The 21,500-nt window shown below is 57.1% G+C and carries 20 protein-coding genes; 12 read left to right on the top strand and 8 right to left on the bottom strand.

Annotated elements, in window-relative coordinates:
* Nucleotides 1-87: 87 nt before the first annotated feature.
* The gene (locus G9Q73_RS16300; protein ID WP_177420713.1) at nucleotides 88-1,269 is read right to left on the bottom strand and encodes an efflux RND transporter periplasmic adaptor subunit; all 1,182 of its coding nucleotides are present in this window, start codon (nucleotides 1,267-1,269) and stop codon (nucleotides 88-90) included.
* Nucleotides 1,270-1,378: 109 nt separating this feature from the next.
* Between G9Q73_RS16300 and G9Q73_RS16305 the strand changes: the two genes are divergently transcribed.
* The 3 genes from G9Q73_RS16305 to pdxA are packed head-to-tail and all read left to right on the top strand — an operon-like array spanning nucleotide 1,379 to nucleotide 5,933.
* On the top strand, nucleotides 1,379-3,646 hold the full coding sequence (locus tag G9Q73_RS16305; protein ID WP_177420714.1) for an LPS-assembly protein LptD: 2,268 nt from the start codon (nucleotides 1,379-1,381) through the stop codon (nucleotides 3,644-3,646).
* Between the two features lie 5 nt (nucleotides 3,647-3,651).
* Nucleotides 3,652-4,959, top strand: coding sequence for a peptidylprolyl isomerase (locus G9Q73_RS16310; protein WP_177420715.1), 1,308 nt, complete (start codon nucleotides 3,652-3,654; stop codon nucleotides 4,957-4,959).
* A complete protein-coding gene (pdxA, locus tag G9Q73_RS16315) occupies nucleotides 4,956-5,933 on the top strand; it encodes a 4-hydroxythreonine-4-phosphate dehydrogenase PdxA (RefSeq protein ID WP_304956615.1) in 978 nt (325 codons plus the stop codon). Before G9Q73_RS16310 ends, pdxA begins: the two co-directional genes overlap by 4 nt.
* Before the next feature lie 97 nt (nucleotides 5,934-6,030).
* Here pdxA and G9Q73_RS16320 read toward each other — a convergent pair whose 3' ends face one another.
* The 3 genes from G9Q73_RS16320 to G9Q73_RS16330 all read right to left on the bottom strand — a co-directional run bounded on the left by G9Q73_RS16320 (nucleotide 6,031) and on the right by G9Q73_RS16330 (nucleotide 7,854).
* Nucleotides 6,031-6,972: a Gfo/Idh/MocA family protein gene (locus G9Q73_RS16320; protein WP_177420716.1), complete on the bottom strand. Its 942-nt coding sequence runs from the start codon at nucleotides 6,970-6,972 to the stop codon at nucleotides 6,031-6,033.
* A 71-nt stretch (nucleotides 6,973-7,043) separates the two neighbouring features.
* Nucleotides 7,044-7,208 (bottom strand): hypothetical protein, encoded by a 165-nt coding sequence (locus G9Q73_RS16325; RefSeq protein ID WP_177420717.1) that lies wholly within the window; start codon nucleotides 7,206-7,208, stop codon nucleotides 7,044-7,046.
* Between the two features lie 175 nt (nucleotides 7,209-7,383).
* Nucleotides 7,384-7,854 (bottom strand): ankyrin repeat domain-containing protein, encoded by a 471-nt coding sequence (locus G9Q73_RS16330; protein ID WP_246345331.1) that lies wholly within the window; start codon nucleotides 7,852-7,854, stop codon nucleotides 7,384-7,386.
* A 118-nt stretch (nucleotides 7,855-7,972) separates the two neighbouring features.
* On the opposite strand from G9Q73_RS16330, the gene apaG reads away from it, so the two are divergent.
* The 8 genes from apaG to G9Q73_RS16370 all read left to right on the top strand — a co-directional run bounded on the left by apaG (nucleotide 7,973) and on the right by G9Q73_RS16370 (nucleotide 17,361).
* Entirely contained in the window at nucleotides 7,973-8,356 is a 384-nt protein-coding gene (gene apaG / locus G9Q73_RS16335; RefSeq protein ID WP_177420719.1) for a Co2+/Mg2+ efflux facilitator ApaG/CorD, read from the top strand.
* 25 nt (nucleotides 8,357-8,381) lie between these two features.
* The gene (locus tag G9Q73_RS16340; protein ID WP_177420720.1) at nucleotides 8,382-9,014 is read left to right on the top strand and encodes a DUF2238 domain-containing protein; all 633 of its coding nucleotides are present in this window, start codon (nucleotides 8,382-8,384) and stop codon (nucleotides 9,012-9,014) included.
* A gap of 16 nt (nucleotides 9,015-9,030) precedes the next feature.
* Nucleotides 9,031-9,870, top strand: coding sequence for a symmetrical bis(5'-nucleosyl)-tetraphosphatase (locus G9Q73_RS16345; RefSeq protein ID WP_177420721.1), 840 nt, complete (start codon nucleotides 9,031-9,033; stop codon nucleotides 9,868-9,870).
* 60 nt (nucleotides 9,871-9,930) lie between these two features.
* Nucleotides 9,931-10,683, top strand: a complete 753-nt coding sequence (locus tag G9Q73_RS16350) for a TIGR00266 family protein (protein WP_177420722.1) — start codon at nucleotides 9,931-9,933, stop codon at nucleotides 10,681-10,683.
* 239 nt (nucleotides 10,684-10,922) lie between these two features.
* The gene (locus G9Q73_RS16355; RefSeq protein WP_246345333.1) at nucleotides 10,923-12,389 is read left to right on the top strand and encodes a multiheme c-type cytochrome; all 1,467 of its coding nucleotides are present in this window, start codon (nucleotides 10,923-10,925) and stop codon (nucleotides 12,387-12,389) included.
* Between the two features lie 132 nt (nucleotides 12,390-12,521).
* Complete coding sequence (locus G9Q73_RS16360) at nucleotides 12,522-13,568, top strand: peptidylprolyl isomerase (RefSeq protein ID WP_177420723.1); 1,047 nt, start codon at nucleotides 12,522-12,524, stop codon at nucleotides 13,566-13,568.
* 167 nt (nucleotides 13,569-13,735) lie between these two features.
* On the top strand, nucleotides 13,736-14,914 hold the full coding sequence (locus tag G9Q73_RS16365) for an FIST signal transduction protein (protein WP_246345335.1): 1,179 nt from the start codon (nucleotides 13,736-13,738) through the stop codon (nucleotides 14,912-14,914).
* Nucleotides 14,915-15,048: 134 nt separating this feature from the next.
* On the top strand, nucleotides 15,049-17,361 hold the full coding sequence (locus tag G9Q73_RS16370; protein WP_177420724.1) for a PAS domain-containing hybrid sensor histidine kinase/response regulator: 2,313 nt from the start codon (nucleotides 15,049-15,051) through the stop codon (nucleotides 17,359-17,361).
* Nucleotides 17,362-17,452: 91 nt separating this feature from the next.
* On the opposite strand, the gene folA is transcribed toward G9Q73_RS16370, so the two are convergent.
* From folA to lgt, 3 genes are read right to left on the bottom strand one after another with little or no spacing between them, the layout of a single operon-like run.
* Nucleotides 17,453-17,956 carry a type 3 dihydrofolate reductase gene (gene folA, locus G9Q73_RS16375; RefSeq protein ID WP_177420725.1) on the bottom strand — a complete coding sequence of 168 codons (504 nt, stop codon included), beginning with the start codon at nucleotides 17,954-17,956 and terminating at the stop codon, nucleotides 17,453-17,455.
* A complete protein-coding gene (locus G9Q73_RS16380; protein WP_177420726.1) occupies nucleotides 17,953-18,747 on the bottom strand; it encodes a thymidylate synthase in 795 nt (264 codons plus the stop codon). The genes folA and G9Q73_RS16380 overlap by 4 nt, the downstream gene beginning before the upstream one ends.
* Nucleotides 18,731-19,576 (bottom strand): prolipoprotein diacylglyceryl transferase, encoded by an 846-nt coding sequence (gene lgt / locus G9Q73_RS16385; protein ID WP_177420727.1) that lies wholly within the window; start codon nucleotides 19,574-19,576, stop codon nucleotides 18,731-18,733. The genes G9Q73_RS16380 and lgt overlap by 17 nt, the downstream gene beginning before the upstream one ends.
* A 239-nt stretch (nucleotides 19,577-19,815) precedes the next feature.
* Here lgt and G9Q73_RS16390 point away from each other — a divergent pair, with 239 nt between their 5' ends.
* Entirely contained in the window at nucleotides 19,816-20,190 is a 375-nt protein-coding gene (locus G9Q73_RS16390; protein WP_246345337.1) for a helix-turn-helix domain-containing protein, read from the top strand.
* 39 nt (nucleotides 20,191-20,229) lie between these two features.
* Here G9Q73_RS16390 and G9Q73_RS16395 read toward each other — a convergent pair whose 3' ends face one another.
* Nucleotides 20,230-21,426 (bottom strand): class I SAM-dependent rRNA methyltransferase, encoded by a 1,197-nt coding sequence (locus tag G9Q73_RS16395; RefSeq protein WP_177420728.1) that lies wholly within the window; start codon nucleotides 21,424-21,426, stop codon nucleotides 20,230-20,232.
* Nucleotides 21,427-21,500: the final 74 nt, after the last annotated feature.

Genomic DNA, 21,500 nt, shown 5'->3' on the forward strand with positions numbered 1-21,500 from the left:
GCATGGCATACCAGGAGAGCACTCCGGCCAGCAGAATGATCGCCAGCAGCAGGTTGACGATCAGTGGGTTGCGGATGGAGAACTCGATCACCGACCGGACTCCACTGCCTCAACCGTTACCTTGATCCCGTCACTCAGCACCTCCACATCCCGTGCCACCAGCGGCTCCCCCTCAGCCAGACCGGAGAGAATCACCTGCAGACCGTTGTAGCGAATGCCCGGCACCACCGCACGCCGCTGCAGCCGCCCAGCGTCAACCACGAAGACATAGGCCAGCCCCTCTTCGCGCAGCAGTGCCGCCGGCGGTACGACCAGTGCGCCGTTGCGGGGTTCCAGAGGCAGCAACACCTCTCCCAGCATGCCTGGCAGCAGACCATCTGCGGGGAGACGGATCTGCAACGGATGAGTATGGGTCTTGGCTTCAGGATCCGGCTGCAGTGCCGTCAGTTCACCCTCCAGCTCGGCGCCATCAATCTTTATGATCAACTTCTGACCCATCGTCAGGGCCGCCGCCACGTCGCCACTCACCTCGACATAGAGTTCGAGGAATTCACCCTGAATCAACTCCACCACACGGCCACTGGTCTGCAGATAGTCACCCACCTCCGCCTCGACCCGGTTGATCAGACCATCGAAAGGCGCGAGCAACCGGGTTCGCTGCAGATTACGTTGCGCCCGTTTCAGGGCCGCCTCCTCCCGTACCAGCCGGGCCTGACTGCTCTCGATACTGAAGGCCAGCCGTGCCTCGTCACTCGACAGTTTGAGCAGTTGTTGGCGAGCGCTGCCACGGGTGGAGGCGGAGGAGAGAGAACCCTCCCCCAGTTTCACCAGGCGCCGATACTCCTGCTCCGCCAGTTTGCGGTTCTCCTTGGCCAATCCCAGCAGGGAGCGGTCACGCCGGATAGCCGCACGGGTCTCGGTGAGACGGGCTTCGTTCTCGGTTACCGCATCCCGGTAGTCCGCATCGTCCAGCCGCAGCAGCAACTGGCCGTGTTCAACCTTCTGCCCCGGCTCGACCAGCCGCTCCACCAGATCCCCTTTCACCTCGAATCGCAGAGAGGCCACACGCCAGGGGCGCAGCAGGCCGGTCTGCCGCACCAGGGGGTTGATATCCCGGGCCACCGCCTGCACCACCTCTACTCGTGTAACCTGGGGCTTTTTCAAAACCACTTCCGGCTGAGGACGGGTACGCCACAGTGCCATCACCACAAAAACAGTCAGCAACAGGATCAAAAAGGTCAGCAGTGTACGGCGCAAAGAAGATGCCACAATGGTTTCCAGCAATCAGAGGAATTGAAGATTAGACGATTCTATGCGATTTTATGCCGCGCGACAGCTCAGTCACCAACCACAAGGCATCACAACCCCAACAAAAGACATGAATCGACTGAGTCTCCGACACCTTCGCATCTGGCCGGTTCCCCTCCTGCTGATTGCCGCCCCGACCCTGGCAGCCGACAATGACGGCGAGAACCTGCGTATCGACCAGGGACTGAACTGGGAATACTGCGATCCTGCCACCGCCCACGAATCCACGCCCCTGCCCTTGGAAGCGGGTCAACCCGGCAGCACCCAGGTCGAAGCGGATGCCGCGGAGTTGGATCAGCTCAATAACCGCACTTATTTTTTTGGCGGCGTGCAGGTCAGACAGGACGACCACTATCTTGAAGCCGATCACGCCTATTATCAGCGGGACACCCGACTGCTCGAACTCGACGGCAACATCTATCTTGAGAAACCGGGACTCAGGGTCGGCGGCAAAGAGGGGCAGATGGATCTGGACAACAATAACGGCTGGCTCACGGAGACGGAATTCCGCCTGCCGGAACGCAACGCCAGAGGCAGCGCCAGCCGGGTGGATATAGAGTCGAAGACACTCTCCCATTACGAGGATGTCTCCTACACCACCTGCCGCCCTGGCGCCGGCGACTGGAATATCGAGGCCGAGACGCTCGATATCAATATGGACGAGGGCTGGGGCGTGGCGCGCAATGCCAAGCTGCGATTCGGCGGCGTCCCTGTCTTCTATACCCCCTACTTCAGCTTCCCGGTGGACGACCGGCGCAAATCGGGCTTCCTGCTGCCTGCCATAGGTTCATCCAGCCGCGGCGGCGGTGAGTTCTCCATCCCCTACTATCTGAACCTGGCGCCCGACTACGACGCAACCATCACCCCCCGTCTGATGAGCAAGCGGGGCCTGATGCTGGGTGGCGAGTTCCGCTTTCTCAGTGAAAACCAGAAAGGCAACTTCACCGGTGAGATCCTGCCCAACGATGGAGACGCCGACAACGACCGCCCCTCCACCCGCGGCGCGTTCAATATGCGCCACAACAGTTGGCTGGCCCCAGGACTGACCACCACCATCGACGCAGGTTATGTGAGCGACAAAGAGTATCTGACCGACTTCGGCAAGGGGCTCGCCATCACCAGCAGTCGGCATATCGAACAGCGGGGCGATATCAGCTACACCAACGGCGATTGGTCACTGTTGGGCCGCCTGCAGAATTTCCAGACCGTGGACAAGGATATCGCCCGCATCGACTATCCCTACAGCCGGCTGCCGCAACTGCTCGCCAGTTATGAGCACAGCTTGGACGAAACGGGACTCGATCTGTCACTGGAGGCCGAATATGTCTATTTCGACCACGTCGAGCAGGTACGGGGACACCGGGTCGCCATCTCGCCCTATCTGAGCCTGCCACTGCGGCGCTCCTGGGGCCATGTGACCCCCAGAGTCGGTCTCAACTACGCCAATTATCAGCTCAGCAATACGGACGCGGGGGATAATTCCGCCCCAAGCCGGATGGTGCCCACCCTGAGCCTGGACAGCGGCCTGATCCTCGAACGGGACAGTAACTGGTTCGGCAGTGCCGCCACCCACACGCTGGAGCCACGTCTCCACTACCTCTACGCCCCTTACGAGGATCAGAGCGACACACCAAATTTCGATTCATCCGAGCTCGACTTCACCTTCTCCAGCCTGTTCCGGGACAACCGATTCAGTGGCCGAGACCGCATCGGCGATGCCAATCAGATCACACTGGCGCTCACCTCACGTTTGCTGGAGAGCGACAGCGGCCGGGAACGATTTCGCGCCAGTCTCGGTCAGATACTCTATTTCGAAGATCGCAAGGTGCAACTCAATGGCACGGACGTTACCGCAACCACAACCTCGTCGGTGGTGGCGGAACTCTCCTCCCGGTTGAACAGCAACTGGAGCAGTTCCGCCACCCTGCGTTGGGATCCGCATCTGGAAGGCGGCCGCATGGACAAAGGCAAGTTCGCACTGCGCTACAATACCTCTGCCGGGCAACTGCTCAATTTTGATTACAACTACACCCGCGAGAGCATTGAAGATATCAACGTCTCGGCCTATTGGCCCATCGGTCATAAATACACCCTGCTGGGTGTCTGGAAACATTCATTGCTGTTTGAACGGGACATGAACCAGATCCTGGGAATGGAGTATTCAGGACACTGTTGCTGGAAGCTGCGGGCACTGTTACAGCGTTATGTCACGGATGCCGACGCGGCAGCGGACACCAGTTTCATGATACAACTGGAACTCACTGGACTGGGCGCACTGGGTGACAACATTCAGGACACCCTGGAAGAATCCATCTACGGTTATCAATCGGGAAATTAGATTTCATGCAGTCATTCTTTAGACCCCTGCAACTGCTAGCTACTCTGCTGTTGCTCTTGAGCACACTGCCACTCAGCGCCGCCGTCGAGGAACTCGACCAAATCGTAGCCGTGGTGAACGAAGATATTATCGCCCGCAGCGAACTCGACAGCAGCACCCGCGAACTGGCCGCCCAACTGCTGGAGAAAGGCACCGGTTTGCCAGCAAGGAGCATCCTGGAACGGCAGGTGTTGGAGCGCATGATAAGCAAGCGTCTGCAGATGCAGGCGGCAAAGCAACTCGGCGTCGGCGTGGATGACGCCACCCTGTCGAAAACCATCTCCAACATCGCCAAACGCAACAACATCACCCTGGGAGAACTCCGAGACACCCTTGAGTCGGACGGCATCAATTTCACCCTTTTCCGCGAGAAACTGCGCCGGGACATCATCATCAACCGGCTGAAGCAGAAAGAGGTGATCAATCGCATCGTGGTCACCGACCAGGACATCCGCAACTTTCTCGCCCGCGAAGCCGGGGGAAACCGGCAACGCTCCGCCCTGCTTCTGCAGCATATCCTTATCGCCACCCCGGAAGGCGCAGCACCGGAGGATGTCCAGGCCGCTAAAAAGCGCTCGGAGGAGCTGGTCGTCCAGTTGCGGGAAGGTGCCGATTTCGGCGAGGCGGCCGTGCGGGAATCCGATGGTCGTCAAGCACTGGAAGGCGGTGACCTGGGCTGGATCGAGGCAGCCCGTGTTCCCTCCATCTTCACTCAGGTGGTGGATAATATGGAGCCGGGAGATATCAGTGATCCGATACGTAACGCCTCCGGTTTCCACATCGTCAAACTGCTGGAGACAAAAGGTGCAAAACGCCATCTGATCACCCAGACACACGCCCGCCACATCCTGATCAACACCAATGAAATCGTCTCGGATTCCGAGGCTCGCCACAGTCTGGAGACCCTGCGAACCCGCCTGGAGAATGAGGAGGACTTCGGCACGCTGGCACGCTCGCATTCCAATGACAAGGCATCCGCCATCAAGGGCGGCGACCTGGGATGGACCAGCCCCGGTGACATGGTGCCGCAATTTGAAAAACAGATGGACACCCTGGAACCCGGCGGGATCAGCCACCCTTTTCAGACTCAATTCGGCTGGCATATCGTGCAGGTGCTGGAGCGCCGCAAGCACGACAATACCGAAGAGGTGATACGCACCAACGCACGCAAGGCGATCCGCAAACAGAAGGCGGAGGAGGCCACCGACCTCTGGTTGCGCCGTCTGCGCGACGAGGCCTACGTGGAGATACATCTGGAGCAGGAACCGGGTTGAAGGCGTTACGCATCGCCCTGACCCCTGGCGAACCCGCCGGGGTCGGGCCGGATCTATGCGTGATGTTGGCCCAGGGGCCGCTGACAGCCCCGGTTGTCACCATCGCCGACCCTGGACTGCTGGAGCGGCGCGCCGAACAACTGGGGCTGCCGCTGACGTTGATCCCGCATGATGCCGTAGAAGCGGAACCGGGCAGTCTCCGCATCCTGCCGGTTCCGCTCGCTGCCGCAGAGCAGTGCGGCAGGCTCAATCCGGCCAACGCCGGTTATGTCCTCGACACCCTGCGCCTGGCAACCGAAGGGTGCCTGAACGGCAACTTCGATGCGCTGGTCACCGGCCCGGTGCATAAAGGCGTCATCAACGATGCCGGACACACATTCACCGGGCATACCGAGTTTCTCGCTGAACTCACCCAGGCACACCCGGTGATGATGCTTGTGACCAAAGGCCTGCGGGTGGCTCTCGTCACCACCCACCTGCCGCTGAGCGAGGTCAGCCGCCAGATCACATCCCAACGGCTCGAACGGGTCATCCATATTCTGCATAACGACCTGCGTCGGCACTTTGGTCTGACAGATCCCCGCATACTCGTCTGCGGCCTCAATCCCCACGCCGGGGAGGGCGGCCACCTTGGGCGGGAGGAGATAGAGGTCATCGAGCCGACCATCGACCGGCTGCGGCAGAGGGGCATAAACCTCACCGGCCCGCTGCCCGCTGACACCCTCTTCACACCCAAGTATCTGCAACAGGCAGACGCCGTGCTCACCATGTATCACGACCAGGGCCTGCCGGTGCTCAAACACCTGGGGTTCGGCAGGGCGGTCAATGTCACACTGGGTCTGCCCATCATCCGCACCTCCGTGGATCACGGCACCGCTCTCGATCTGGCGGGAAGCGGTCAGGCGGGGATCGGCAGTCTACAGGCGGCTGTCGCCATGGCAGTGGAGATGGTTGGGGCAAAACGCAGGGTGTAGGAGCCGCGCCCTCGCGGCGAAAGTTCGGATTCCATGCCCGTTCGCGGCGGAGCGCCGCTCCTACCGATTAATTGTCATTTTGACCGGGAAAGAGAGATCACCCCGGCTGCAGAATCTTCGCTTTCACCTGCATCGCCACTTCCAGCGCCTTCTGGCCGACCTTCCCATCCACCAGCGGGACTTCGCCACTGTTGATGCAATCGATAAAGGCCTGCAGCTCGGTGTCCAGCGGCTTCACCGGCTCCACCTGCAGACGCTCGGTGACGATCTCGGGCCACTCCTCACCAGGTTGTGGTCGTGGATGGGCGGTATCGATGGTCTGCGCGATGAAGTCGAGAGATTCGTAACGGTTCTCCTCGAACACCCGGATACGGCGCGTCGTCTTGTCCGATACCCGGCTGGCAATGATGTTGGCGACGGTACCATTGGCAAACTCAAGCCTGGCGTTGGCTATATCCACATGGGATGTCAGTACCGGGGTGCCGACTGCGGCAATGGAGGTGATCTCCGACCCCACCAGCGAGAGGATGATATCGATATCGTGAATCATCAGATCGGAGACCACATCGACATCGGTTGCCCGGGCGACGAACTCACCCATGCGGTGGGCCTCGATGAAACGGGGCTTCTTGATCCGCTCCGCAAGTTTCATGACGCCTGCATTGAAACGCTCCAGATGACCGATCTGCAGCACTGACCCGGAAGCCTTCGCCAAGGCCACAATCTTTTCTCCCGCCTCGACAGTGGATGCTATCGGCTTCTCCAGCAACATGTGGATGCCTTTTTCAAGGAAGGGACGGGAGACGTCCAGGTGCAGAGAGGTGGGAACCACGATGCTGACCGCATCGACCTTGTCCAGTAGCTCGTGAAAATCGGTATAGGCGGCACATCCGGCTTCTTGCGCCACCCGATCAGCCGTCTCCTGATCGGTATCCACCACACCGACCAGTTCCACATCACTCATTCTGGAGTAGATAAGGGCATGAAAACGCCCAAGATAACCCACCCCAACTACGCCAACACGTCTCTTTTCCGCCATCGTCTGTAACCCTGTTTTTCAAACAGGCGGCAATCTACCACATCAGAGAAAAAACTTGTCAGAAAACCAGGTTACCCTTGATTCAGATAGAACCCGGACGCCACCGGCGCAGCCATGATCTCCGTCGTATCCGCCGAGCGCATCTGCAGGGAGACGCTTAAAGTGACTCCGAGCAGGACCAACATGACCAGCACGAAGAAGAAGTCGGGTTTTCGATGAGGATGTTGTAATTGCATGACAAAACTCCTGAAACACCATTTGCCTTGACCGAAGCATGGTTCAGTCTGTAGACAGCCGCTTTGAAACCGGTCACATTCACCATAGAATGGCGACAGTCTTTGTTTAAAGTGTGAAGTAAAAACAGTCGGTTATGGTTCCAGCTCACACTCCTGGAAGTCACAAGGGATCCGGCTATTTCTTTTTATCCCCCTCTTCAGCGACCTCGACGGCACCAGCTGCGGTGAGCATCTTCACCATCGCCCCATGTCCTCCCCTGCCGGCAAGACTCAAAGCCGTATTTCCGCCCTGGTCCCTGGCATTCACATCCGATCCCGCCTGGATCAGCAGGGTGACCACCTTGGGGTGATTGAAGGAGGCCGCCTGCATCAGTGCGGTGGCTCCCTTTGCGTCAACGAGATCGACATCCGCCCCCGCACTCACGAGTGCGCGGACGCTGTGCAGGTTCCCGTTGAACGCTGCCAGCAGCAGGGCTGGGCGCCCAGCCGCATTTTTGCTGTTGGCATCCGCGCCCTGCGCCAGCAGGTCGTGCAGCGTCTCCACCCGGCCACTCATCGCGGCTGCCACCAGTTCCTGAGCCTGATCCGCCGCAAAAACCGGGAAGATCAGGAGAAAAAACAGGGCAAAAAAAGTCTTTTTGCGCATCACAAACACCATATAATCCATTTATAATAGATGATCGGCCAGACGCCAAAAAACTTGATTCCACTGCACATTGGCAGAATTTCCCGCCTTTGCGCCCTAGATGAAACCAGCAAAATTAATGACCTCAAAAAATCCGCACCAGATTGGCATCCAGGTAGAGACAGAGTATGTCGAGTCCCAATCCACCCCCAGGACAAACCGTTACGTCTTCTCCTACACCATTACCATCCGTAACGATGGTACCGAGGCGGCACGTCTGTTGAACCGGCACTGGGTCATCAGCGATGCCAACGGCAAGGTACAGGAGGTGCGTGGCGAAGGGGTGGTGGGCGAACAGCCCCGCCTCGGTCCCGGCGAGTCTTTCCGCTATACCAGTGGCACCATACTCGACACTCCGGCAGGCAGCATGCAGGGCAGCTATGACATGGTGGATAGCCAGGGCAACCACTTCGATGCGACCATCCCCCCTTTTTCTCTGGCCAGACCGGGCAGTCTGCACTAGAAACCCTGTTGCCTCCGGACCCTTAATGAGAACATCTTTTCAAAACGAACCCCTGGTGTTGGGAGCAGGCATTCTGCTGATCCTTATCCTCAGCGGCCTCGATCCTGTTGCCGACCGCCTGACCTGGCTGCTGGAAACGGTGCCGGTGATGATCGGACTGGTCCTGCTTACGATGACTTGGCAGCGATTTCCCCTCACTCCCCTGCTCTATCGCCTGCTTGCGCTGCATGCCGTCATTCTTATGATCGGTGGTTACTACACCTACGCAGAGGTTCCGCTTTTCAACACGCTGCGCGACAGCCTCGATCTCTCCCGCAACCACTATGATCGCATCGGCCACTTGGCGCAGGGGTTTATTCCCGCCATCCTGGCCAGAGAGATCCTGCTGCGTCGCTCGCCTTTACAAGCTGGCCGCTGGCTCGCCTTTACGGTGATCAGTATCTGCCTCGCCTTCAGTGCATTTTATGAACTGATCGAATGGTGGGTTGCGTTGGCAAGCGGTGAGGCGGCAGAGGCCTTTCTCGGCACCCAGGGCGACCCCTGGGATACCCAGACAGATATGTTTCTGGCGCTGATCGGCGCTATCATGGCGCTGCTGCTGTTGCAGCGAGTCCACGACCGGGCGCTGGCAAATCTGCTTAGCGTTAACAAGCAGTAGAATGGAGGCATCCTAATTGGCCGTCTACGCCATTGGCGACATACAGGGTTGTTACGATGAACTGCAGCGCCTGCTGGAGTTCATCGAATTCGATCCATCCAAGGACAAACTCTGGCTGGCGGGAGACATCGTCAATCGCGGCCCAAAATCCCTGGAGGTGATGCGGTTCGTCAAATCCCTCGGCAAACGGGCCATCACTGTGCTGGGCAACCACGACCTGCACCTGCTGGCACTCTCCCAGGGTAATCGGCGTCACTCCAAACACGGTACCCTCGACAAGGTCCTGCAGGCTCCCGACCGCGATGAACTGCTTCACTGGCTGCGACACCGGCCGGTGATGCACCATAGCCGCAAGCAGGACTTCAGCATGGTTCACGCCGGACTGCCACCACAGTGGGACATCCCTACGGCCCTGGCCCTGGCCGGGGAGTTGGAAGCGGTAATACGTGGCCCGAATTTCCACAAGTTCTGTCGCCAGATGTACGGCAATGAACCCGACCTCTGGTCCACTAACCTGACCGGCATGGCGCGGCTCCGTTTCATCACCAACTGCTTCACCCGTCTGCGCTTCTGCACCCCCGGCGGCAGGCTCGCCCTGCAGGAGAAGGGCTCTCCCAACTCCCAGCATGGCAAGCTTTTGCCCTGGTATGAGATGCCGAAACGGGCAAGCCGAAACGACCGCATCCTTTTTGGCCACTGGTCGACGCTGGGCTACCATGTGGCACACCAGATCTGGTCTCTGGACACCGGTTGCCTCTGGGGCGGCGCACTGACCGCACTGCGTCTACGCAAAAAGAAAAAGCCCAAACCCATCCACCTGCCATGCTCAGGCGCCCTAAGACCCGGCAAGGGTTGAGCACTACCGCAAACGTTGCCTGTCATGACACCTGTTTGAAGCACCTCGGGAGAAACCACCATGAAAGCCCACGAAATCGACTACAAAATCATCGGCCACGACATGCAGCTGGTGGAGATTGAACTCGACCCAGAAGAGACAGTCATTGCAGAGGCCGGCGCCATGACCTACATGGAACAGCAGATCAGCTTCGAGACCAAGATGGGTGATGGCTCCAATCCGGACCAGGGCATCTTCGGCAAGATGTTCAGTGCGGGCAAGCGCATGATCACCGGCGAATCCGTCTTTATCACCCACTTCACCAACAGCGGCAGCTCGGGTAAACAGTGTGTCGCTTTTGCAGCGCCCTACCCGGGCACCGTCATGCCTCTCGACCTGTCCCAACTCGGGGGACGCATTATCTGTCAGAAAGATGCCTTCCTCTGTGCCGCATTGGGCACAAAACTTGGGATCGCCTTCAACAAGAAACTGGGCACCGGACTGTTTGGCGGCGAAGGCTTCATCCTGCAGAAGCTGGAAGGGGACGGCCTCGCCTTCATCCAGGCCGGCGGCACGGTTGTGGAAAAACGGCTAAACGGCGAGACCCTGCGCATCGACACCGGCTGCCTGGTGGGCTTCACCGACGGCATCGACTACAGCATTGAGATGTCCGGCGGACTCAAGTCGATGGTCTTTGGCGGGGAAGGGATCTTTCTCGCCACCCTCACCGGTACCGGCACCGTCTGGATCCAGAGCCTGCCTTTCTCCCGTATGGCAGACCGGATCCTGAAACACGCCCCACAAGGTGGTGGCAAGGAGCAGGGAGAGGATTAGCGTCCACTTATCCGGCAACCCAATTTCACGCCGGGAATCTCATGGGGGATCCGGATCCCCCCAAGAGAGCGTCAGATCACTTCAGGCCTTTTCATGGTTTTTGATGCCAATCAAGTAAAACCACACGAATTATAAGTATAATGGAGTCGTTATTTGAGACCTGTTTAAGACGCATAGAGATTCACTCACTATTTCCATCTCTCAACGCACCGTCATCGGGAAGGGGTATAGTCATGAGCATGAGACCGATACGATCCATGGCGATCGTCATCACCGCCTTGATCGGCAGCCTGTGTTTTTCGGGCCAGGCGTTCGCCGAGGAAACGCAGAAAAAACTATTCAGCGCAAAGATTGAACACAAGGATCAATCATGCATTGAGTGCCATGTGCAAGAGACGCCGGGCATCGTCCGGCAGCATATGTCGAGCAAGATGGGCAATCCGAGCAACGCCGCTGACTATGTCGGCTGCAACGACTGCCACGGCGACACCCACAATGAGTCAGACGACGCCAATCTCGCCGAAATGCCGACGCCTGCAACCTGTACCGTATGTCACAAGGAGCAGGTCGAGCAATACGAGGCAGGCAAGCACAATCTGGCCTGGTATGGCATGAAGACGCAGGCCGCCTGGCATCATCAGCCGGCATCCATCGTCAAGCAGGGTTATCGCGGCTGCTCGGGCTGCCACAAGCTCGGCACCAAGGGCCTGCTCGGCGTCAAGGAGGGCAACTCCGGGCCACTCAAGCATGATGGCGGCAAGGAGGCAAGCGAGTATCGTTACGGTAACGCCCAGTGCGATGCCTGCCATACGCGGCACAACTTCTCCAAGGCCGAGGCGCTCAATCCACGCGCCTGCTCCAATTGCCATATGGGTTTTGACCACCCACAGTGGGAGATGTGGATCTCATCCAAACACGGCATCGGATACCTGAGTAATCCCGATGATTCCAATCATGGCGGCTATCCGAGTTGCCAGACCTGCCACATGAACGGCGGCAACCACGAAGTCCGCACACCCTGGGGTTTCCTGGGGCTACGTATTCCCACCAAGGAGAATGTGCTTGCCCTGATCGATGTTGCCCCCTCCCTGAAGGAGCAGTTGACCTCGTTGGCCGCAGCCTTGCCGAGCGGCAATTTCATCGATCTCGATGACGACCCGCAGTGGACCTTCGACCGTGCCCTGATTCTGCAGGCCGCTGGCGTGCTGGATGCAAACCTGCAGCCGACCGAGCGTTTCGTCGATGCCGTCATTCAGGCAGAGATCGCACGCGGTCCTGAGGCGTTCAACGAAGAACGCACGCGCATGAAGCTGATCTGCAGCAACTGCCACAGCAACTCCTATGTCGATGACTTCTTCAAGAGCTCAGATGACGTCCTGAAAAACGTCGATCACGTCTTCGCCAAGGGCATTGCCGCAGTGCAGGGTCTATACAAGGACGGCATACTGACGAAACCCGAAGGCTGGGAATATGGTCCTGATCTGTTGATGTACTATGACACCAAGACGGCCATTGAACAGGAGCTGTTCATGATCGTGCTCGAGTACAAGCAGCGTGCATTCCAGGGGGCCTACCATGCCAGTAACGACTACATGCACTGGTATGGCTGGGCACCGTTGAACCGTGCGGTCAACGAGATCCTCGAGGAAGCTGAAAGACTGCGCTTCGAACATGAAGTGAAGCAGAAGCTAAAAATAAAGGGATGATTCTCAGCGAGTGAATCATTCGGCGGGTGCAGCTCACGCTGCACCCGCATTTTTTTGCCATGGGACTGGTAGTCTTTCCATGCAGCAGGCTATTCTTCCAGTCCTTTTCACTCATCGGTGGGAGTTATCTCGATGCAAAGTAGCCTCTCTTGTCCCAGCTTTCAGGCACTCATCCTTACCACATTGTTGGCCATCACCGGCTTTTCTGCAGCAAATGCCGCAGACGAAGGGCTTTTCGCCGAAATCCACACAGGCAAGGGCGTTATCACCGCACGACTCCATTATAAGTTGGCGCCTTTGACGGTGATGAATTTCATCGGGCTGGCCGAAGGTACGACAGAATGGACGGATCCCGGGACAGGAGAAAAAAGGCAGCAGCCTCTCTACCGCGAACTCACCTTTCATTCGGTCAAGGAGTTCATGATCCAGACCGGTGATCCAAGCGGGTCAGGCAGGGGGGGGCCAGGATATATTTTCGATGATGAGCTTCACCCACAACTCACACACGACAAGCCCGGTATTCTGTCGATGGCCAATCGCGGCCCCAACACCAACGGCAGTCAGTTTTATATCACCAAGGTTCCGGCGCGCTGGCTAGACCGCCACAGCGTGTTCGGTGAAGTGGTCTCGGGTCTCGATATTACCAACAACATAGTCCAAGGCGATCTGCTCAGGAAAATCAAAATAGTACGTAAAGGCGAGGCAGCCCAGGCATTCAATGCCAAACGCGCCCACAGGTTAGCCGAGCAAAACCTGGTCGCGCTAAAAGAAGCGGCAAGAAAAACCATTCCTGACGCCACCTCCCCGCTGGATTCATCTAAGGCGCCGGGCAATGATCAGCCCGCAGTCTCTCCCGGAAATTTTGAATTTCTCGTTATCGGTCACACTGGAATCAAGGATTTTTCCCGGCTCAACCGGGTCTTCTATTACGACCATGACGGAGCAATTGAAGTGGCCCGCAAGCTTGTGCGTCTGGCCCGTGCCGATGGCGTCGATTTCACCACGCTGATCGAGAAATACACAGACATGCCCGATAACCGGTTTCGGAGGGGGGTCAAGGATACGTTGTATCTTCCCGCTGGCTTGAAGAAGATATTCCATCTTAAACCGGGTCAGATCAGCGATCCTGTCGATCTTTCCACTGGTGTTTATGTTTTCCGGCGCCTGCCGCATAGTTAGTGCTCACCTGGCGACACCGTTTCAACCACGAAGCGCCCTTGAGGTTTTAAGGAATCTGCTAAGATTACACAGGTACAGGAATTGCGATAATGCCCCTAAAGGGTCTAACACTGTTGTCGATATAGTCAATAGGCGACACAGAGCAATAAAAGGCAACGTTAGTCCAGATGAAATCAGATGGCATGAGTTCCGGCAACAACGCAATCCGACACCTTCCATTGAATACGGCGTCACTCAAGGCCCTGCTGCAAACGTGGCGCACCGAATATCCGCATGCAGGCGTACTCGCCCTATTGCCGGAGAGCGAAAAAGATAATCTGCACATACTCCAGAGCTGTTGCGGTGACCAGGGCATCCCCCTCGCAGGCGCTATTTTTCCTGCCCTGCTGATCGGTAACGATTTTCACCAGGAGGGCGTATTACTGTTTCGCTTCGATGAGTGGGTGCCCAGTTTTCTGATCCCTGAGATCAATGACGGCCAATCCCTGCCAGAGGAAAAAATCTCCCAAGCGCTCATTCCGACAATCGAGGCTATAGATCCCGACGCAGCCAAGCCGTCGCTCTATATGATTTTCGATGGTTTACTGCCGAATATTGCCAGCATTCTCGAAGGTCTCTACCTGCAGCTATCGGATCGGGTGAGTTATGCCGGCGTCAACGCAGGGAGCGAGACTTTTCAACCCATGCCCTGTCTGTTCGACGGTGACCGCATTGTCGGTAACGGCGTCCTGTGCCTGCTTATACCGACTCACAATGTAACCGTGCTCGAACACGGTTACACGGCCCCCAAACATGCCATGAGCGCAACCTCCACCAATGGAAACCAGATTCTCAGCATCGACTGGCGTCCGGCATTCGAAGTCTATCAGGAGATCATCAAACGGGAGTATGGGATTGCCCTGACCCAAGAGAACTTCTATCACCATGCGGTGCATTTTCCATTCGGCATCCCCCGAGCCAACGAGGATCTGGTAGTACGGATTCCGGTGGCCCTGAGTGAAGACGGCTCCCTGTTCTGCGTCGGAGAAGTGCCGGAGAACGCCATGCTGGTTCTGTTGCGGGCGCCGGAAGCCGGAGAAGGAGACTGCATCAACCATCTTGCTGCCGACCTGCAGTCAAGCAACGGTTCGTTACGGGGCCGCAGTATACTGACCTTCTATTGTGCCGGACGCCGCATGCACCTGGGCGAAAACTCGCGCCAGGAACTCACGGATCTCCTGAAGGAGACAGGTGCAGCACATCTTGCGGGCGCGCTTTCCCTGGGCGAAATCGGCGGCACCGGAGAGTGGGACTATCCGATGTTCCATAACGCCACCCTGGTCTGCACCCCCTGGGGAACCAATTGATGGAGCGAGAGTACATCCTCTCGGTCCTATACGATCTAACCCTGACAATCGGGGGAGAAACACAGCGGGACACCCTGTTCAGAAGGGTCTTGCAACGTTTGCTCTACCACACCGCATTTCCAGCTGGCCTAGTATTGACTGACAACAAAACCGAGGGCGAAACCACATACGCTCGTATCGCCACAGTTATTGGCGACCACCTGCTGGAACAGCGCCGCGGACAGATACTCGAACTGCCCGCGACTTTGACCGACACTTCTATCGAACTGCTCAACGCTACAGCCTTGCCCACCGACCTGAACAGCAGTGAAAAATACCACTACTGCCTGAAACTCCCGATCGATGACACCAGTCTCATCCTGCTGCTCTCTCCACACAAACCCACCAGCAAGCTGCCACTGACCCAGATATTCAAACCGGTGCTGGCCAACCTCTCCAGGTCCATTCTGTTGTGCCGCCACAGTGAGCAGCTCACCCGCACCCTGGAGTCTGACCGCGATCAGGCGCGCTCAGACCTGGCCGTCGCCCTGGAACGATCCGAACGCGAACGCACCCTCCTGCGAAGCCTCAATGACACCATCCCTGACCTGGTGTGGCTGAAAGATCCCGACGGTATCTATCTCGCCTGCAACCGGGCGTTCGAGGGACTGTATGGCACTACGGAGGAAAAACTTATCGGAAAAACTGATGCCGATTTCGTCAGCGTCGATTTGGCCGACTTCTTCCGCAAAAACGATAAGGCAGCCCTCAAAGCCGGTATTCCGAGCATCAATGAAGAGTGGCTGACCTTCGCCTCCAATGGCTATCGAGGCCTGTTTGAAACCATCAAGACGCCTCTCAAGACGGAAGATGGCAAGGTCCTTGGGGTGCTCGGCATCGCCCGCGATATCACCGGGCGCAAGCAAGCCGAGCAGGCCCTGCGAGCCAGCGAGGAGCGCTTCGAATTGGCAATTCAGGCAGCCAATGACGGCCTGTGGGACTGGAATCTACAGACCAATGAGGTCTATTACTCACCGCGCTGGAAATCAATGCTCGGGTACGAAGATCATGAACTGGAGAATGCGTTCAGCACCTGGGAGCAATTGGTCAATGCGGATGATAAATCAAAGACTCTGGCGCTAATCGATGATTGTATGGCAGGTAAATCCGATGGCTTTGTGACCGAGTTCCGCATGCGCCACAAAGAGGGTCATTGGGTATTTATCCTCTCACGAGCGGTCATGGTACGTGATGACAAAGGCCTGCCGGTACGCATGGCTGGCACTCATGTGGATGTCTCCGAACGCAAGGCGGCTGAACGCGCCATATTGGAGAAGGAGCAAGCTGAAGCGACTGCACTGGCCAAGAGTCAGTTCCTGGCCAACATGAGCCACGAGATCCGCACGCCGTTGAATGGGGTGCTGGGTCTGGCGAAGATGGGTGAACGTGAAAACTCGCTGGAACAGTCACATAAACTCTTCCAGCGGATTGGCACCTCCGGGCAGCACCTGTTGAATGTCGTCAACGACATTCTCGATTTCTCCAAAATCGACGCAGGAAAGTTGGTGGTGGAAAATCAGCCCTTCATGCTGATGACCTCGGTGGATAATGCAGCGAATCTTATTAGAAGCCAGGCAGAAGAAAAACACCTGCTGTTTCATGTGGACGTGGCAGATAAGTTGCCGCCCTGGGTAAAAGGTGATGCATTGCGACTGGAACAAATCCTGGTCAACATGCTCTCAAATGCAGTGAAGTTCACGCCGCAAGGTGAGGTCAGTCTGCGTGTGACGGCACAGGAAAAAAGCCTGCTTTTCCGGGTAAGCGATACCGGCATTGGCATGTCGGAAAACCAATTGGCTCAGCTGTTTAAACCCTTTGAACAGGCTGACAGCTCCACCACCCGCCGTTTTGGCGGGACCGGGCTGGGACTGGCCATCAGCATCAACCTGGCGAAGATCATGGGCGGGGATATACAGGCGGCCAGCCGGGTGGGCGAAGGAAGTGAATTTACCCTTACCATGCCTCTTGTCCCAGCAGTCCAGGTCAACGAGCCAAATGCACCTGTCACACCAATCACCGGGAGTCGTCTGCAAGGAGTGCGTCTTTTGGCGGCGGAGGATGTTGACATCAACCGGCTTATTTTAGAAGACCTGCTGATGGAAGAGGGCGCCCAGGTGATCTTTGCTGAGAATGGCCAGCAAGCCCTGAAACAGTTGGAAGATCAAGGGGTGTCCAGTTTCGATCTGGTGTTGATGGATGTACAGATGCCTGTAATGGATGGTTATGAGGCGACTCGCCGGATCCAGGAGATGGCCCCTGGGCTGCCGGTAGTTGGACTAACAGCCCATGCCCTTGAAAAGGAACGGGAGAGGTGCTTTGCCGCTGGCATGGTGGATCACATAACCAAGCCAATCGACCCGGATCACCTCATAGCAACAATACAGCGCCATATTACGAGGCGCTCATAAGCGCCTGAGTCCGGTGGGAATGGTAATTTAAGGTGCACACCCAGCAATCTTTTGAGAATGGTCCGGCAGCATCTTGATGCGCAGGCCCTCACTAATTTTCACGTTCGAGGGTAACAAAACTATAGGCGAAGCAATTTTTTTCGTCAGCGGAAAAATCCTCCCGCCCGACCTCCCGCCAGACCGACAGATCAAATTCGGGAAACCAGGCGTCACCCTCCACCTCCGTATGCACCAAGGTGAGATAGAGCCTGTCCGCCCGCGGCAACATCTGAGCATAAAAGGCGCCGCCGCCGACAATCATGATCTCCTGCGCATCCCCCGCAGCAGCGACGGCCTCATCGATGGAGTGAACCACCAGGGCGCCCTCCGCCCGATAGTCCCGATTGCCGGTGACCACGATATGCTGCCGCTTCGGCAACAGTCCCGGCAGGGACTCCCAGGTCTTGCGCCCCATTACAATGGGCTTGCCCAGTGTGAGCCGTTTGAAGTGCTGTAGATCTGCGGACAGATGCCAGGGCAGCTGGTTATTGCGCCCGATCACCCGATTCTCCGCCATCGCCCAGATCAGGGAGATTGTGGGCCTATCTCCACTCATACGGCAACCTGCGCCTTGATGTGCGGGTGCGGATCGTAATCGACCAGCTCGAAGTCTTCGAAGCAAAACCCGAAGATATCCTTCACCTCCGGGTTGATGCGCATACGGGGCAGATTGCGCGGCTCGCGGCTCAACTGCAGATCTGTCTGTTCAAGGTGGTTGGAGTAGAGATGGGCGTCACCGAAGGTATGCACAAAATCCCCCGGTTGCAGCCCCGTCACCTGGGCCATCATCATGGTCAGCAGGGCGTAGGAGGCGATATTGAACGGTACGCCGAGAAATATGTCCGCGCTGCGCTGGTAGAGCTGGCAGGAGAGCCTGCCCTCCGCCACATAGAACTGGAACAGACAGTGGCAGGGGGGCAGCGCCATCTCATCCACGTCCGCTGGATTCCAGGCGGTCACCATGAGGCGGCGGGAGTCCGGATTGCTGCGAATCTGCTCCACCAGTTGGCTGATCTGATCGATACTGCGCCCACCGGATGCCGGCCATGAGCGCCACTGATAGCCATAAACAGGACCCAGGTCGCCATTCCCGTCCGCCCACTCATCCCAGATACGCACCCCATTCTCTTTCAGATAGCGAATATTGGTGTCGCCCTGCAAAAACCAGAGCAGTTCATGAATGATGGAGCGCAGATGCAGTTTTTTTGTCGTCACTGCGGGAAAACCCACTGACAGATCGAAGCGCATCTGGTAACCGAAGACACTCTGCGTCCCGGTGCCGGTTCGATCCCCTTTGACCGTGCCGGTATCCCGCACATGCCGCATCAGGTCAAGATACTGTTTCATGGCGCTCCTTAGTATAAGCCAGGATCAGCAGCAGAATACCGAACAGGATCATCGGCAGGCTCAACAACTGGCCCATTGTCACCCAGTCAAATGCCAGGTAGCCGAGATGGACATCCGGCATACGCACGAACTCCACCCCAAAGCGGAAGGCCCCGTAACAGAGAAGGAAGAGTCCTGAAACCGCCATACGCGGTCTACCTCGGGCGGAAAAAAGCCATAACACCAGAAATAGCACCACCCCTTCCAGCAGCACCTCATAGAGTTGATTCGGATGCACCGGCAGCGAGTGGATGCCATCAACTGCAACCCCGACCCGACTGCAGAGATCACCCGCCTCTACGCAGGGCACCTGCATGCCCCAAGGCAAGCGGGTCACTCCCCCCCAAAGCTCACCGTTGATAAAGTTGCCCAGACGTCCCGCCCCAAGACCTATCGGGATCAGCGGGGCGATAAAGTCCGTGGCCTCAAAAAAGGTTCGCCCATACTTGCGACCAAAGAGCCACATGGCAATCAACACCCCTATCAGACCGCCATGAAAAGACATTCCCCCTTCCCAAACTTTTAACAGGGTCACAGGATCTTCAATAAAACGGGGGAAACCATAGAAAAGTGTGTACCCGAGCCGACCGCCCAGCACCACTCCTACTACTATATAGAAAACCAGGTCATCGACTTGCGTGACCGTCCAGCCGCTGCCCGTTTTTTTTGCGCGCACCCGGCCAAGCCACCAGCCACCCCAGAATCCAACCAGGTACATCACGCCGTACCAGTGAATTTCGAGCGGCCCCAGTGCAATCAGAACAGGGTCGATCTCAGGATAAGTCAACATTTGTGGATATAACCTCAGGAATAGAATTCATGAACTTTGCCGGAACTAATCGATTTAGCTATCGTCTACCCATAATGATGGTAAAATTATGTGACGTGGTTCGCATTTTTCAGGTTTTCTGGAATGAGATTCACAAAAATTGTGACGGCTTTTCGCAGAGTGTCAAGATTTTGCTTCCCCGGCCGTTAAGTAAGTCAGACGATGCAGTACTCCACTTCATCTAGAGACCAGGAAGGGATATGACTTACGCACAAGCACAACACTTTGAGACTTATATACCAAGAAATATGGAAACACTAGGTTCAAGATTAAGAAGAAAGCGCCGCGAGCGCGGTTGGACCCAGGAAGAACTCGCCTTACGGGCAGGCACTAATCAAGCCGTGATCCAAAAGATTGAAAACGGCAAGAGCCTGCGGCCACGCAAGATCGACGAAATTGCTCAGGTACTGGACGTCAATCCAGCCTGGCTGATGTTTGGCGAGAAATCAGGCCCAGCCCTCGACGACGATGCCATCGAAGTCGCAAAAGCCTGGCAGCGGCTTCCTGAACCCATCCGTACACGGATCAAGCGTAACATTTTTGAGCAGGCGCTGCTCCATTCGTCCAAGAAATAGGGCCAGGTTATCGGGGCGCTTGTGCGCCCCGGCCCGTTTTCAAAAGACCGGCAGCACTCTCAGGAAGTAGCTCTTCAGGTAGGCCGTCTCCGGAATCGCCGGATGCACAGGATGATCCATCCCCTGGTGGCCGCTTTCCAGCAACTGCAAGCTGCGTTCCAGATGACGTGCGCCCTGCTGTATCCTGCTCAACAGCTTTTCTCCTGACATATGATGTGAGCAGGAGGAGCTAATGAGCACACCATCCCGCTCCAACACCTGCATGCCCGCTTGATTGAGGCGCCGGTAAGCCAGCTCCCCCTCTTTCTGATCCTTGCGACGCTTGATGAATGCGGGCGGATCGAGCAGCACCACATCGAAACGCTCCCTTGCCTGTCGCAGGGCTTTTAACACCGCAAACGCCTCCCCCTGATGGACCTGAATCCGATCCGCCACGCCATTGCGTTCAGCATTTACCCCAACCTGCTCCAGGGCAGACCCCGACAAATCGACACAATGCACTTCCCTGGCGCCATTCCTGGCCGCAGCAACTCCCCAACTTCCTGTATAGCTACAGACGTCGAGCACCCTTTTGCCGGAAATATATTTAAGCATCCGGCTGCGATTCTCCCGCTGATCGTAAAACCAGCCGGTTTTTTGCCCTTTCATCAAAGAAATCTGAAAGGCTGTGCCATTCTCCTCCAGCGTCAGCCATTCAGGCACGTCGCCAGCCGCTGTTTCGATAGTACTTTCCAGACCTTCCATTCCCCTGGTCGAGGTGTCGTTGCGGAACAGCACACCTGCCGGTCTCAGCACCTTCTCCACGGCAGCCACGATCTCACTCTTGATACGCTCCATACCCGCAGTGGTGATCTGGATCACAACCTGATCGCCGTATCGATCCACGATCAAACCGGGCAGACCATCGCTTTCACCGAAGACAAGCCGGTAGAAGGGGCTGGGATAGAGCCGCTCGCGCAGACCCAGGGCAATCTTCAAACGATGCACCAGCAGCGATTGGTTCAACGGATGCGCAGGGTCGCGGCTGACAAGCCTTGCACAGATGAGTGAGTGGGCATTCACATACCCTGTACCAAGCCACTTCCCCCTGTGACTGAAAATCTCCACCGGCTGCCCCGGCTCGAAGCCGGTCAGGGGCGTGGCACTGATATCGACCTCATTGCTGAATACCCAGCAGTGACCGGCATGCAGACGGCGCTCACGGTCTTTCTTCAATTTCAGCGGTGCGATTTCCATGAAAATGTCTCTTGATTATTGGCAGCGGAAGCGGAAACCCCATGCAGTCTGTCAATTTGAGAGTGCCCGATCCG

Source organism: endosymbiont of Lamellibrachia barhami, from assembly GCF_011947365.2.
Taxonomy (GTDB): Bacteria; Pseudomonadota; Gammaproteobacteria; order Chromatiales; family Chromatiaceae; genus QGON01.